Genomic DNA, 14,856 nt, shown 5'->3' with positions numbered 1-14,856 from the left:
TTTTATATTTTACTCTGATAATATCTTCAATATTTTGATAATTAATATCTTATTTTAAATAAAATCTGTAACTTTTAAAACAACTTTATTTGCCCCTGCTTTCAATAATTGCTGACTATATTTATTAATATTTTCATCCCCTTGAATATGAGGTGGCAAAACCCCTACTGCAATAAATTCTCTTTCAGGTTGAATTTTTCTAGCATTAATGATGGTTGTCATATCCGCTACAGTATCCCCTAAATATACCACAGGCAATAATGACGGTAATGATAATTTTTCTTCTATCAATTGTACTGCTAAAAATAACCCCGTAGGATCTGGTTTTCCCAAAGCGTCTTCCATCGCTATTAATACGGGATTTTCTAAGGCCAAACGATGTTTTAAAATGTATTCTGCTGATCCCCTAGTTGCACCACTAAAAAAGCCCCAACTATATTTATTAGCGGTTAAAGTAGTAAAATATGTTTGAGTTACTAATAATGGCTCAGTTGTAATATAACCTTCCCAAGTTTCGGGTTTATCAGGTTGGCTACCTCGATAACGACTTTGAAAAAAGTTGACAATGTCTGAATAGCGATAACTAACATCATCACGAGATTTTCCGATACTTTCAAAATAACGCAAAATTAGCTCCTGTGAGCCTTCCCAATCATTATTCCAAATTCCTTCGGCTTTTAAATTATCAATATCATCCATACTGGGGCGATAATTATAATTCGTATAATATTCCACTGTGTCCGCTAAAGCACGACGATATGAACCTGTTACGTCTCGGATAACTCCATCAATATCAAAAATAACAATACTTTTCATTTTCAAAAAACTTAATTGATCATGATTTTAACTAGGATTACCTAAGTTTGATGTTAAAAACCTTGTCATTGATAAGGCTTTAAAAGCAGTAGGTAAGCATATTCTACTTTAACAAAAGAATTAAACAAGGATAAATAATTATCTAAAATCAATTTGACTAATGTTTCAATCAATTATGACTCTTATCTCCCCATAAACAGTGATAATTTTCTGGTTCACTGAGGGAGGATCAATCTTAGGTTATAATGTCCTAATATGTTAAATTATTTGTCTATAAAAATTATTATTTGGAGGTTTACTTGGAAGCGGTAGAAACTAAAATTGACTCTCGATTTGTGTTAAAAGTTGTCTGGTTAGATAAAGATGTTGCTCTTGCCGTTGATTATGTCATCAGTAAAGGTACTAGCCCTTTAACAGCATACTATTTTTGGCCTCGTAGTGATGCTTGGCAAGAATTAAAAGACGAGTTAGATAAAAAAAATTGGATTACCGATGGGGAAAAAATCCAGTTACTTAATCAAGCCACTGAAGTTATTAATTTCTGGCAAGAAAAAGGTAGAGTTACCAGTATGTTTCAAGCTCAACAAAAGTTTCCTGAAGTGGTTTTCTCTGGTACTAATTAAATTGTTTAAGTTAGAAAAAACCCTGACACTTTTTTTGTTGAATTAAGACTATGATCAATGTTCCGTTAAAATAAGTTACAGTTTTATTACTACTTTAAATTTAACGGAAACAATTTTCAAAATATGTTATAAATAATTACATTAATTTAAGTTACTATATTTTCTTATGGATTTATCTTTTCATCATCTAATTGACTATAGTTTGTTTTTTGCTCAAATAATTGAAGATCCTGATATTATAGGTCAAATTACCGATGCTTGGAATAATTTTATCGAATCAGGTCAAGTGTGGGCGATGTTGACGGGTATTTTTTTCGGTTATGTTTTCGCTAATTTTACTCGATTTTAACGGTTAATAATTTTCAAAACTTCCACTGTTCATTTTTTAAATGTAATAAATAATACTATTTCTTAATCATTTTTAGAAAAATATTATAAATAATCAATATTCATAATTAACCGTGACTAAAAAACAGACTTGGAGCGATCGCTTTGAAACTTCTTTACATCCAGTTATAGCGGTATTTAACGCTAGTATCGGCTTTGACATAGAATTAATTGAGTATGATCTCACTGGATCGACTGCCCATGCTAAAATGCTTGGTCATACGGGGATTATCTCTGAAGAAGAAGCAGAAACTCTCATCAAAGGTTTAGCTCAAATTCGTCAAGAATACCGAGACGGAAATTTTAACCCCGGAATTGATCAAGAAGATGTACATTTTGCCGTAGAAAGACGTTTAACGGAAATTGTGGGAGATGTAGGAAAAAAGTTACATACTGCCCGTTCTCGTAATGATCAAGTTGGTACTGATATTCGCTTATATTTACGAGATCAAATTCAGCAAATCCAAGGATTATTAAGAAATTGGCAACAAGCATTATTAAACCACGCGCAAAATCATATTGAAACTTTAATACCGGGTTATACTCACCTACAACGAGCGCAACCCATAAGTTTAGCTCATCATCTTATGGCATACACTCAGATGGCACAAAGAGATTGGGAAAGATTAGGACAAATTTACGAGCGTACGAATATATCTCCTTTAGGCAGTGGTGCTTTAGCAGGTACAACATTCCCTATTGATCGTCATTTTAGCGCCAAAGAGTTGGGATTTAGTTCTGTTTATGAGAATAGCTTAGATGGTGTTAGTGATCGAGATTTTGCCATTGAATTTTTATGCGCTTCTAGCTTGATAATGGTGCATCTTAGTCGTATCAGCGAAGAAATGATTTTATGGGCATCTCAAGAATTTAGCTTTATTACTCTTAAAGACAGTTGCTCTACAGGATCAAGTATTATGCCTCAAAAGAAAAATCCTGACATTCCTGAATTAGTCAGAGGCAAAACAGGGCGAGTTTTTGGGCATTTACAAGCATTATTAACCATCATGAAAGGTTTACCTCTTGCTTATAATAAAGACTTGCAGGAAGACAAAGAAGCTATTTTCGATACCGTTAATACCGTTAAAGGTTGTTTATCAGCCATGACTATTTTACTGTCTGAAGGGTTAGAGTTTCGTACTTCTCGCTTAGAAGAAGCCGTTAACGAAGATTTTTCTAACGCTACGGATGTAGCTGATTATTTAGCTTCTAAAGGTGTGCCTTTCCGAGAGGCTTATAATTTAGTCGGTAAAGTTGTTAAAACCAGTTTAGCCGCCGGAAAACTCCTTAAGGATTTAACCCTTGAGCAATGGCAAGAGTTACACCCCGCTTTTGAGTCTGATATTTATGCCGCTATTGCACCTAAACAAGTTGTATCCGCTCGTAATAGTTATGGTGGTACAGGTTTTGAACAAATTAAACTGGCGATCGCCAATCTTAAGGAAAAAATGTCTGTAAGTTAAAATAATCAAAAGTCCCCTTAACTTCAAGCAGGGGACAAATCAATTCCTAATCAACATCGAAGTTAGTGTAAAATTGAGTAAGAATAATTACCCAATAGTAAGTTGTGTCCATAGAAAATATCCCATTTAACACCATTGAAGAAGCCTTAGCAGAGATAAAAGCAGGTCACTCCATTGTAGTTGTCGATGATGAAAATAGAGAAAATGAAGGGGATGTGATATGTGCTGCGGAATTTGCCACCCCTGATATGATTAATTTTATGGCAGTAGAAGCGAGAGGTTTAATTTGTCTTGCCATGACTGGAGAAAGGTTAGACGAGTTAGATTTACCTTTGATGGTGACGAAAAATACCGATAGTAATCAGACGGCTTTTACCGTAAGTATTGATGGGGCAAAGCATTGGGGAGTTAGTACGGGAATTTCTGCTGAAGATCGTGCAAAAACCATTCAAATTGCGATCAATCCTACCACACAACCCGATGATTTAGCAAGGCCTGGACATATTTTTCCCTTACGCGCCAAAAAAGGAGGAGTTTTGAAACGTGCAGGGCACACAGAAGCCGCCGTAGATTTGTCTCGTTTAGCTGGTTTATATCCTGCTGGAGTAATTTGTGAGATTCAAAATCCTGACGGTAGTATGGCACGTTTACCAGATTTATATGAATATGCCCAACAACATAATTTAAAATTAATTAGTATTGCTGATTTAATTAGTTATCGCCTAAAGTATGATCGTTTTGTCTATCGGGAAACAATTTGTAACTTTCCTAGTCAATTCGGAGATTTTCAAATATATGCTTATCGCAACGGTTTAGATAATACAGAACATTTAGCTATCGTTAAAGGGGATATTAGTCAATTTGCCCATCAAACCGTCATGGTAAGAATGCACTCAGAATGCTTGACAGGTGATGCTTTAGGCTCATTACGTTGTGATTGTCGAATGCAGTTACAGGCGGCTTTAAAAATGATTGAGAATGCAGAATTGGGTGTAGTTGTGTATTTACGTCAAGAAGGGCGAGGTATCGGTTTAGTAAATAAAATCAAGGCTTATACTTTACAAGATAGGGGTTTTGACACCGTTGAGGCTAACGAAGAATTAGGTTTTCCTGCGGATTTGCGCGATTATGGTATGGGCGCTCAAATGTTAAATGATTTAGGCATAAATAAGATTCGTTTAATTACGAATAACCCTCGAAAAATTGCTGGTTTAAAAGGTTATGGTATCGAAATTATTGAACGTTTACCGTTGTTTATAGAAGCTAATAATTATAACTCCAATTATTTGGCAACTAAAGCAGAAAAATTAGGACATTTATTATTACAATCTTATGTTTGCACTGTGGCTATTACATGGAAAAATCCTCTAACTTCCGCTACAAAACGTTATCAAAAATTAGAAAATTTGCGTAATTTAGCTCGTAGTAATAACTTAATTGTACAGGAAGAAACTCGCCCTGTTTCCATTGCTTTATTTAGTCAACCATCTATGATTTTTCATTTAGGTTTTGATAAGCCAAATAAGATAAAAATTAATTGGTATAAAGATGTTAATAATCCAGAAGTAAAAGCTATTTTAGACATTTTAAATCAAATTACTTCTTGGGAAAGTTTAGCCACCTTACAATTTTTAATAGCTGATGGTGACGATCCAATGTTAAGTTTAAAAGTAACTTTAGATAGAGAAAATATTAGTCAAGATTTTTCTGTTAATAATTGGCAAACTCAAACTATTTATATTTATCAAATTTAATTTTGGGATATGTCTAATAAATGGGCAAAGGGATTAAACCTGAAACCTGAAACTTGCTTTCATCGGATATTTAAACCATAAAACTGAGGTTAGCTTAGGAGTTAGAAATTGTCAATGATCAATGATCAATTCAAGATAATTCATTGTAAAATGGACTTTAGCAACTAAAATGTTGTTAAACTATAAAAAAAGAATTACTATACTAAAAAAAATATGAGCGCCGCCGTTAAAACCTTAGTTAATCAGCCTTATAAATACGGATTTATTACAGATATTGAGTCAGATACTATTCCTAAAGGCTTAAGTGAAGATGTTGTTAGATTAATTTCTGCGAAAAAAAATGAGCCTGAATTTATGTTAGAATTTCGTCTCAAGGCTTATCGTCAATGGTTAAAAATGACTGAACCTACATGGGCTCATGTGGGTTATCCTAAAATTAATTACCAAGATATTATTTATTATTCTGCACCTAAACAACAAAAAAAGAAACTTGATAGTTTAGATGAAGTTGATCCCACTCTCTTAGAAACCTTTGAAAAATTAGGTATCTCATTATCTGAGCAAAAAAGATTAAGTAATGTTGCCGTTGATGCTATTTTTGATAGTGTTTCTATCGGTACAACTTTTAAAGAAAAATTAGCTAAAGATGGTGTCATATTTTGCTCAATTTCTGAAGCTCTACAGGAACATCCTGAGTTAGTACAAAAATATTTAGGCAGTGTTGTACCTTCGGCAGATAACTATTTTGCCGCCCTTAACGGTGCTGTATTTAGTGATGGTTCATTCGTATTTATTCCCAAAGGTGTAAAATGTCCGATGGAATTATCTACTTATTTTCGGATTAATAACGGCGATACGGGGCAATTTGAACGGACTTTAATTGTAGCAGAAGAAGGAGCATCCTTGAGCTATTTGGAAGGTTGTACTGCTCCTATGTATGATAGTAATCAACTTCATGCGGCAGTGGTGGAATTGGTGGCTTTAGATAACGCAGACATCAAATATTCTACCGTGCAAAATTGGTATGCAGGAGACGAAAAAGGTAAAGGCGGTATTTATAATTTCGTTACCAAGCGCGGTTTATGTAAAGGGGTTAACTCGAAAATTTCTTGGACTCAAGTGGAGACTGGATCTGCGATAACATGGAAATATCCTAGCTGTGTTTTAGTGGGTGATAATTCTGTGGGGGAATTTTATTCCATCGCTTTAACAAATAATATGCAACAAGCCGATACTGGTACTAAAATGATTCATATTGGCAAAAATACTCGCAGTACCATTATTTCTAAGGGAATATCCGCAGGAAACTCTAAAAATAGCTATCGTGGATTAGTGAAAGTAGGGAATAAAGCCACTGGTGCAAGAAATTACTCTCAATGTGATTCTATGCTGATTGGCGATAACGCTGAAGCTAACACCTTTCCTTATATTCAAGTGGACAATAACGGTGCTAGAGTTGAACATGAAGCCTCTACTTCTAAAATTGGTGAAGATCAATTGTTCTATTTTGCCCAACGAGGTATATCTGAAGAAGACGCAGTCTCAATGTTAGTAAGTGGTTTCTGTAAAGATGTTTTAAACGAGTTACCGATGGAATTTGCCGCCGAAGCTGATAAACTTCTCAGTCTCAAATTAGAAGGCAGTGTCGGATAATTGACAAGATTAGTTTTTATCACAATATACTCAATAAAGTCCCCATAATTGGGGATTTAGGGGCGAAATTAAGGAACATCGACCTAATTGGGGATTTAGTGGACGAAAAAAAAGCGAAATTTTGAGATATTGTGATGATTAAAAAACTTTATTACGGTGATAATTTAGATATTCTTAAAAATCATATTAGTGATGAAATAATAGATTTAATTTATCTTGATCCTCCTTTCAATTCTCAAGTAAATTATAACGTTATTTTTAACACTCCAAAAGGAGAAAAATCTGAGACACAAATTACTGCTTTTGAAGATATTTGGACATGGAATATTGAGTCAGAAAGATGTATCCAAGATTTAAAACAAATTAGAGGAGATTTAGCGGAATTATTAAATTTATTAGTACGCACTTTAGGTAAAAATTCCCTATCCGCTTACTTAGTAATGATGGCAATTCGGTTAGTAGAATTATATCGAGTTTTAAAGCCTACAGGTAGTTTATATCTTCATTCTGATCCCACTGCGTCTCATTATTTAAAGATGATTTTAGACATTATTTTCGAGGCTAAAAACTTTAGAAATGAGATTATTTGGGAAAGAAGTAAAAATCGTTCTTCTATCAGTAAAAGTCTTCGTAAAGCCCATGATGTAATTTTATTTTATAGTAAGTCAAATAATTATATTTTTAACCTATTATATAAACAATTATCAAAGGCATCTTTAGAAAATTATCGATACGAAGATGAAAAAGGAAAATATCGTTTAGTGCCTTTATTAGTAAGTGGTAAAAGAAATGGAGAAACAGGTAAAGTTTGGCGAGAAATTAATCCAAATAAACAAGGTAAATCAGGTATGCACTGGGTAACAATACCAGAAAAGTTAGAAGAATATGATCGACAAAATTTGATTATTTTTTCTAAAAACAATATTCCTAATTTAAAATATTATCTTGAAGATAATTCTGGAGTTCCGTTAAGTGATAATTGGTATGATATACCTTTAATTTCTTCAAATTCCAAAGAATCTTTAGGTTATCCGACTCAAAAGCCATTAAAATTATTAGAAAGAATCATCGAATCAAGTAGTAATGAAAATGACCTAATTTTAGATCCTTTTTGTGGTTGTGGTACAGCAGTTCATGCCTCCGAAAAATTAAATCGTCAATGGATTGGTATTGATATTACTCATCTTGCAATTTCCCTCATTGAAAAACGTTTACGAGATGCTTTCAGTGAAAAATATTCAGATAATTCCGAAGATTTAATCAAGAAAAAAACAGACTTTTTTGAAGTAGAAGGTACACCAAAAACTTTAGATGCTGCCTTAGATTTATTTAACCGAGATGCTTATCAATTTCAATGGTGGGCAATATCTCTGGTTAACGCTCAACCTTATCAAGGTAAAAAGAAAAAAGGTGCTGATTCTGGTATTGATGGTATTATTTATTTCGATGATTTTGATAGTAAAAAAAGTGAATCTGTTATCAAAAAAATTATTGTTAGTGTTAAAGGCGGTAAAAATATTAATGTATCCATGATTCGTGATTTACGAGGCACAATGGAAGCAAATAACGCTAGTATGGGGTTTTTTATTACTCTTATTTCTCCCACAAAACCGATGATTCAAGAAGCCGCAAAAGCAGGTTTTTATCAAGCAGGAAATGGGACACAATATCCAGTAATTCAAGTCTTTAGTATTGAAGGTTTAATTAATGGTAATGAAAAAGCAAAATATTATGATTTAAGTTGGGGAAAAAGTACTTTTAAACAAGCACAAAAAGAGCAAGAATCTAATGGAAAACAAATAGAAATTAACGGTATTTATTGATAAGTAAGGAATATAACGCTACTTTTACTTAATTATTAACTTTTTAATGTACGGTATCGTACAGACATTTCCGTAATATTGCTAACATAATTATGTATGTATATTAAGTTTTGAAGATAAACCCTTGAGCAACTATAAATTATCTCCCGTTAATCAATTATTAAGGACTTTACCCATTGAGGAATATCAAAGACTTGCACCCCATTTACGAGAATTGGTATTAGTGTCAGGGCAAGTGTTACACGAACCCTATGAAGAAATTAAGTCTGTCTATTTTCCCATTACTGCCATGATTTCTCTGGTATCTATTATGGAAAATGGCTCAACTACAGAAATTGGCTTGATAGGCAATGAAGGAATGATTGGATTACCCATATTTTTAGGAGGAGAATACACCATTAGTCGTGCCATTGTGCAAATGTCGGGCAAAAGCTGGAAAATAAGCTCAGATATTGTCTTGCGTGAATTTAAAAAAGCAGGTGCATTACAAAAAATATTACTTCTTCATACCCAAGCTAGATTAACTCAAATTGCCCAAAGTGCGGCTTGTAATCGTCAACATAAAATTGAAGCACGATTGGCACGATGGTTATTATCAGTCTATGATTGTGTGTTAAAAGATGAATTAGATTTGACTCAAGAATTTATTTCTAATATGTTAGGTGTTCGTCGTGCAGGAGTAACTATTGCCGCTAATGCTTTACAAGATGCAGGAATAATTCGTTATAACCGAGGTAAAATTGTTATTCTTGATCATAAAAAACTTGAAGAAACTTCCTGTGAATGTTATCGAGTTGTACAAAAAGAATTTTTAAGATTACTCGGATCTCGTAGGGGCTAATAAATCCTTAACAATTGGGTATTAACCATCAAGAATAGAAGTAAAATGCTAGATAATGAAGGTAAAATCACTATCAAAGATGAATGATTAAATGTCTAATGTACTATACAGTACAGACAAAATTTAAGAATACAACTAAAGTTAAATCAGACTAAATTGTTCTTAATAATATATCAAATAGTGTTAGAGCTTACCAGCTATTACCTCTTTTAATTAAAAATTTTTACAGCGTATTTTAGATACATAAAATATATACAGATCAGTCTAGTAAATTTTAAATAGCTATAAGCAAGAGGATTTTATTATGACGTATCAAGTCTTTAACTCTACTTTACCCCTCGTGAAAACAGAAATTGATCAGTTTTTAAAAAATTATTCTAGTGACCATTATTATAAAAAAGCATTATCTATTCCTTATTTTCGTCAAAAATTAATTGCTAAAATTCTCAATATAATTCCTAATAAACATATCATCATTGATGAGTGTCATAATTTCGCCGATGATTTAACTTTTTGTATTGGTTCATTAGAAGAACAATTATTAATTAATAAGCAAATTATGGATAATCTAAATCAAATTGTTGAGGAATATAATCAATTTAAAAAAACTCACCGTAACCAAAATTATAACTATCCAAAAGAAAGTAAAATTAACTTAAATGAACTGTTTTGGTGGATTAGATTTGATACCATAAGACCTTTTGCTACTTACTATTTTGGTCCTTTTGATAGCGTCTCAGAAGCCTCTAAAAATTGTAGTGGTTATCTTGAAGACTTAATGGCAGAAAATGCACAAGAAATTAGTTTTTCCTTTCAATTTATGAATCCTCCGTCATTGACTGTTATTAATGATATGGAAGATTTACAAATAGAAAATGAACAATTATTAGAAAGTTTATGGAATACTGAAAAAGAAAATAAGTATTATGAAAATCTATTTTTAAGTTCTCCTGATAGTTGCTTAATTATCAATCAAGATAACATCATAACGGTGGTAAATAAAAATGCAGAAATACTGCTTAAAACATCTAAAGAAAAGTTAGTTAATCAACCTTTAAATTCTTTTCTTGATGCTTCTAATATAGATAGTTTTTCTCATTTTCTTCTTTCCTTAAATGGTAAAACGGATCAAGATAATAAACAATCTTTTTTTAGTTTAAATTTATTATTACCTGATAAATCTACTCTTAATGTGAGCGTAAAAATATCAGCCATAAACAATCATCATAATCATATTATCGGTTGGTATTTATCTTTTCATGATGTAACTGAACTTCAACAAAGACAAGATGAACTTTATTATCAATCCCGTAATGATTGTCTAACAAATTTACCAAATCGCCGCTCATTATTAGAATTTTTAGAAAGTATTTTAAATGAAGCAGAAAAAACCTATTCTAGTCAATTTGCTGTATTATATTTAGACATCAATAAGTTTAAAATAATTAATGATACTTTTGGACACTTGGTAGGAGATCAAGTTTTAATTACTTTAGCAAAACGATTAATTACTTGTGTCAGAAGTTTTGACCATGTCGCTCGATTGAGTGGTGATGAATTTATGATTGTCCTTAGTCATATTCATTCTACCGAAGAAGCCAGAGATTGTGCCAATCGGATACAAGAATCATTATCAAACTGTTTTCATATTGATGACCATGATATTATGGTTAGCGTTAGTATTGGTATTGTTATTGGAACTCCTAAAATTTCTAAAGTACCTACTTTGTTAGCTAATGCTGATATGGCGATCTATCAAGCAAAATATAATGGACAACTTTTTTCCATGTATCGTTGTTAAATTTGAAAGTTGTATAGCAAAAAGTAAAGGGATTAAAATTAATTTTTTTACTTTTCCCTGTTAATATTTAACAATCAATCTTTATTAAGTTACGGTTAAGAACCCATTAAGTTTGTATAAAGTGCAAAATAACCCAATTTTAGATAATCAAATTTTAGCTGTAATATCTAAAGAGCAATATCAAGCACTTTTTGCTAATTTAGAAAATGTCTCTCTAATATCAGGACAAGTTATATATAAGTTACACCAAAAAATTGATCATGTGTATTTCCCCCTTCATTCTATGATTTCTTTAGTATCAGTATTAAAAAATAAAGCTACTACGGAAATCGGCTTAATTGGAAATGAAGGATTTGTAGGACTTCCTGTCTTTTTAGGTGGTAATTATGCCACCAGTGACACCATTGTGCAAATATCAGACAGCGCCATGAGATTAGAGGCAAAAATATTTAAAGAAGAGTCTCATCGTGCGGGAAAACTTCAAAAAATATTATTACTCTATACTCAGGCTAGAATTACCCAAATATCTCAAAACGCTGTTTGTAAATGTCATCATCCTATTAACAATCAATTTGCTTGTTGGCTACTATATGCCCATGATTGTGTTAATCAAGATGAATTACCTTTAACTCAACAATTTATCGCCCAAATGTTAGGAGTGCGTCGGGCTACCGTTACTCTTATTGCACAAAAATTTCAAGAAAAAGGGATTATTCGTTATGCTCGTGGTAACATTACAATCTTAAACCGAGATCTTTTAGAGTCTAATGCTTGTGAATGTTACGATTTTGTCAAGTCAGAATTTTCCCGATTATTGAATTTTACTTAACTTCTTACTCCTTATTCTTCCGCCCAATTTTGGGGTTTTAAGAACACTTCATATAATTGGGCTTCGGGGGTATTTGGTTCCGGTTTATAGCCATATTCCCAACGCACAAGGGGAGGTAGTGACATTAATATTGATTCCGTACGACCATTAGTTTGTAGCCCAAAAATAGTACCTCTGTCATAAACTAAATTAAATTCGACATAGCGACCACGACGATATAATTGAAAATCCCGTTCACGATGCCCATATTCTGTATTTTGACGTTTTTCGGCAATAGGCACATAAGCAGGTAAAAAAGCTCTACTACAATCTTGTACAAAAGCAAATAAGTCTTCCCAACTACGATTATCTTGAGGAGGTAATGCCCGACTATAATTAGCAGCTTCTTTATCACTATGAGGGCCACGATAAAGAGGATCTGTACCGTCTTGGTAATCAAAAAATAATCCACCTATCCCTCTAGTTTCATCACGATGTTTGAGATAAAAATATTCATCACACCAACGCTTAAAAACAGGATAATATTCAGGATGATGTTGATCACAGGCTTGTTTAAAAGTAGTATGAAAATGTTTAGCATCTTCGGCAAAAGGATAATAAGGCGTTAAATCTGCACCACCACCAAACCACCACACAGGCCCAGCTTCAAAATAACGATAGTTAAGGTGTACAGTAGGAATGTAAGGGTTTTTAGGATGTAAAACCATAGATGTCCCCGTAGCATAAAAAGAATGTCCTTCTGCTTCAGGACGTTGTTGCAATATACTCGGAGGAAGATGATTTCCCCAAACTTCGGAAAAGTTAACTCCTCCTTGTTCAAAAATATTACCATCTGTAATTACCCGTGTGCGACCACCGCCTCCTTCTTCCCGTTGCCAACTATCTTCGATAAATTTACCTTTACCGTCTAAGGTTTCTAAACCTGAGCAAATTTCGTCTTGTATCGTTTTCATAAATTGACTAACTCTTGCTTTTGCATCTTCAGGAGGAAAAGAAGTTATCACAGGAGATTGTTTTTCTGAGGTAGTAGTCATGTTCTTATAAATATTTACTAATATAACCTACAATCTACCAATCTAAACTGTCAGAGCAACTTTAGACTATCATTATTTGTAGATCTTAATATTCTGCAACACTGAAACCCTGAATAAACCTGAGTGAAACATAAAATTTTAAATAAGGAGTAATGAGTAATGAGTAATGAGTAATTAATTTCTAATTTCTAATTTCTAAAGCCTTTATTCTAAAAGGTTTTTAATCTCGAACTCAGGTGATAAAGTATCAAGTATCAAGTTTAATTTCTTTGCCCCTTTACACTACTAAAAATTACTGAGTTAGGTATTAGATGTTAAAAACTATCTTTGCTTGATGTTTAAAAATTGGGTTAATTCTGGACGAAATATGAGTTTAACTTGTCCTGTAGGTCCATTGCGATGTTTAGCGATAATTACTTCCGCAACACCTTGATCAACCGTATCAGGATGGTAATATTCATCACGATATAACATCATGACTAAATCTGCATCTTGCTCGATAGATCCAGACTCACGCAAATCTGATAACATAGGACGTTTATTGGTACGTTGTTCTACTGCACGACTAAGCTGAGATAATGCAATAATAGGCGCATTTATTTCCCTTGCCAAACTTTTTAACGAGCGGGTAATTCTCGATAATTCTTGTACACGATTATCACTACTGCCCTGCATTAATTGTAAATAATCGATTAAAACTAAGCCTAATTTGCCTTTTTTTTCTGCTTGTAAACGACGAACTTCTGAGCGCATTTGCATAACAGTTAAATTACCGCTATCATCAATATAAATTGGTAACTCAGATAATTTCGCCATAGCCGTCATTAAAGGCTCCATTTCTTGCTCTGTAATTCTACCAGTTCTTAATCTGCTACTTTCTAATTTCCCCTCCGCTGAAAGTAATCTCATGGCTAGTTGTTCCCTTGACATTTCTAAGCTAAAAATAGCTACGGCTAAATCATGTTGTTTAGCAATATTCGCTGCAATATTTAAGGCAAAACTTGTTTTTCCCATGGCAGGACGACCAGCTATAATAATTAAATCAGAAGGCTGAAAACCACCGCCCATTAAAGCATCTAAATCATAAAAATCACTACTAAGACCGGGTAAAGCTAGTTTTTCTTGAAAGTTTTGAATTTCGGTAAAAGTATCGATTAAAGTATCTGAAATAGGTATTAATCCTTGTTGAATTCTTGCTTGAGTAAGTTTAAATATTTTTTGTTCAGCTTCATCTAAAACTTGATCTAAATCTTTCGTTGTATCATAACCTAATTCACTAATTTCTTTAGCTGTAGTTATTAATAATCGCCTAACATATTTATCCGTAATTAAAGGTACATAACGATCAATATTAGCAGAAGAAACAGTACGATCTAGTAAACTAACTATTTTAGGAGTACCACCAATTTTGTCTAATAAATTATGATCATTTAACCATGTACTAATCGTCATTAAATCTACTGGTTGCCCTTGAAAATATAAATTTCTGGCGGCTTCATAAATTTGGCGATGACCATTGACATAAAAGGCTTCTGGTGGTAATATATCAATAATTTTACCCATAGCGTTAGGATCAAATAAAATTCCTCCTAAAATGATTTCCTCTGCTTCTATATTCTGTGGTGGTAAAGAGGTTGCGGCTAAATCTGGGGTAAAGTCGTTCATTATAGATAATGGAGATTAATGACGTTTATTGGGTGCAAAAACAGATAGTATTTAATTAATTTATCATTATTAAGTTCACAATCATCTATTGCTAATTATTAGTAACTATAATACTATTTTTAGAAGGGTAAAATTGATCACTTTCCTTTGAACAGAAAATGGAAAAT

At 32.8% G+C, this 14,856-nt stretch carries 12 protein-coding genes; 9 read left to right on the top strand and 3 right to left on the bottom strand.

The features are described from left to right. Positions 1 to 54: 54 nt before the first annotated feature. Entirely contained in the window at positions 55 to 816 is a 762-nt protein-coding gene (locus tag ACEW8E_RS12215) for a TIGR01548 family HAD-type hydrolase (RefSeq protein ID WP_373480623.1), read from the bottom strand. 287 nt (positions 817 to 1,103) lie between these two features. Here ACEW8E_RS12215 and ACEW8E_RS12210 point away from each other — a divergent pair, with 287 nt between their 5' ends. The 9 genes from ACEW8E_RS12210 (at position 1,104) to ACEW8E_RS12170 (ending at position 11,990) form a co-directional block, all read left to right on the top strand. Further along, complete coding sequence (locus ACEW8E_RS12210) at positions 1,104 to 1,439, top strand: 30S ribosomal protein PSRP-3 (RefSeq protein WP_373480622.1); 336 nt, start codon at positions 1,104 to 1,106, stop codon at positions 1,437 to 1,439. A 166-nt stretch (positions 1,440 to 1,605) separates the two neighbouring features. Next, positions 1,606 to 1,788 (top strand): hypothetical protein, encoded by a 183-nt coding sequence (locus ACEW8E_RS12205; RefSeq protein ID WP_373480621.1) that lies wholly within the window; start codon positions 1,606 to 1,608, stop codon positions 1,786 to 1,788. A 112-nt stretch (positions 1,789 to 1,900) separates the two neighbouring features. After that, a complete protein-coding gene (gene argH, locus ACEW8E_RS12200) occupies positions 1,901 to 3,289 on the top strand; it encodes an argininosuccinate lyase (protein ID WP_373480620.1) in 1,389 nt (462 codons plus the stop codon). Positions 3,290 to 3,393: 104 nt separating this feature from the next. After that, positions 3,394 to 5,043, top strand: a complete 1,650-nt coding sequence (gene ribBA / locus ACEW8E_RS12195) for a bifunctional 3,4-dihydroxy-2-butanone-4-phosphate synthase/GTP cyclohydrolase II (RefSeq protein ID WP_373480619.1) — start codon at positions 3,394 to 3,396, stop codon at positions 5,041 to 5,043. A gap of 213 nt (positions 5,044 to 5,256) precedes the next feature. Beyond that, entirely contained in the window at positions 5,257 to 6,696 is a 1,440-nt protein-coding gene (gene sufB, locus ACEW8E_RS12190) for a Fe-S cluster assembly protein SufB (protein ID WP_373480618.1), read from the top strand. Positions 6,697 to 6,830: 134 nt separating this feature from the next. Continuing rightward, complete coding sequence (locus tag ACEW8E_RS12185) at positions 6,831 to 8,519, top strand: DNA methyltransferase (RefSeq protein WP_373480617.1); 1,689 nt, start codon at positions 6,831 to 6,833, stop codon at positions 8,517 to 8,519. A 124-nt stretch (positions 8,520 to 8,643) separates the two neighbouring features. Further along, positions 8,644 to 9,360, top strand: a complete 717-nt coding sequence (locus ACEW8E_RS12180; RefSeq protein WP_373480616.1) for a Crp/Fnr family transcriptional regulator — start codon at positions 8,644 to 8,646, stop codon at positions 9,358 to 9,360. Positions 9,361 to 9,664: 304 nt separating this feature from the next. Next, positions 9,665 to 11,161, top strand: a complete 1,497-nt coding sequence (locus ACEW8E_RS12175; protein ID WP_373480615.1) for a diguanylate cyclase domain-containing protein — start codon at positions 9,665 to 9,667, stop codon at positions 11,159 to 11,161. A gap of 121 nt (positions 11,162 to 11,282) precedes the next feature. Further along, positions 11,283 to 11,990, top strand: coding sequence for a Crp/Fnr family transcriptional regulator (locus ACEW8E_RS12170; RefSeq protein WP_373480614.1), 708 nt, complete (start codon positions 11,283 to 11,285; stop codon positions 11,988 to 11,990). Positions 11,991 to 12,001: 11 nt separating this feature from the next. Here ACEW8E_RS12170 and hemF read toward each other — a convergent pair whose 3' ends face one another. Together hemF and dnaB are read right to left on the bottom strand one after the other, a co-directional pair. Continuing rightward, positions 12,002 to 13,024: an oxygen-dependent coproporphyrinogen oxidase gene (gene hemF, locus ACEW8E_RS12165; RefSeq protein WP_373480613.1), complete on the bottom strand. Its 1,023-nt coding sequence runs from the start codon at positions 13,022 to 13,024 to the stop codon at positions 12,002 to 12,004. 321 nt (positions 13,025 to 13,345) lie between these two features. Continuing rightward, positions 13,346 to 14,689: a replicative DNA helicase gene (gene dnaB, locus ACEW8E_RS12160; RefSeq protein ID WP_373480612.1), complete on the bottom strand. Its 1,344-nt coding sequence runs from the start codon at positions 14,687 to 14,689 to the stop codon at positions 13,346 to 13,348. Positions 14,690 to 14,856: the final 167 nt, after the last annotated feature.

The organism is Geminocystis sp., assembly GCF_041753295.1.
GTDB lineage: Bacteria > Cyanobacteriota > Cyanobacteriia > Cyanobacteriales > Cyanobacteriaceae > Geminocystis.
The sequence above is the reverse complement of the archived record's forward strand: the minus strand, read 5'-3'. Positions and strand labels throughout refer to the sequence as shown.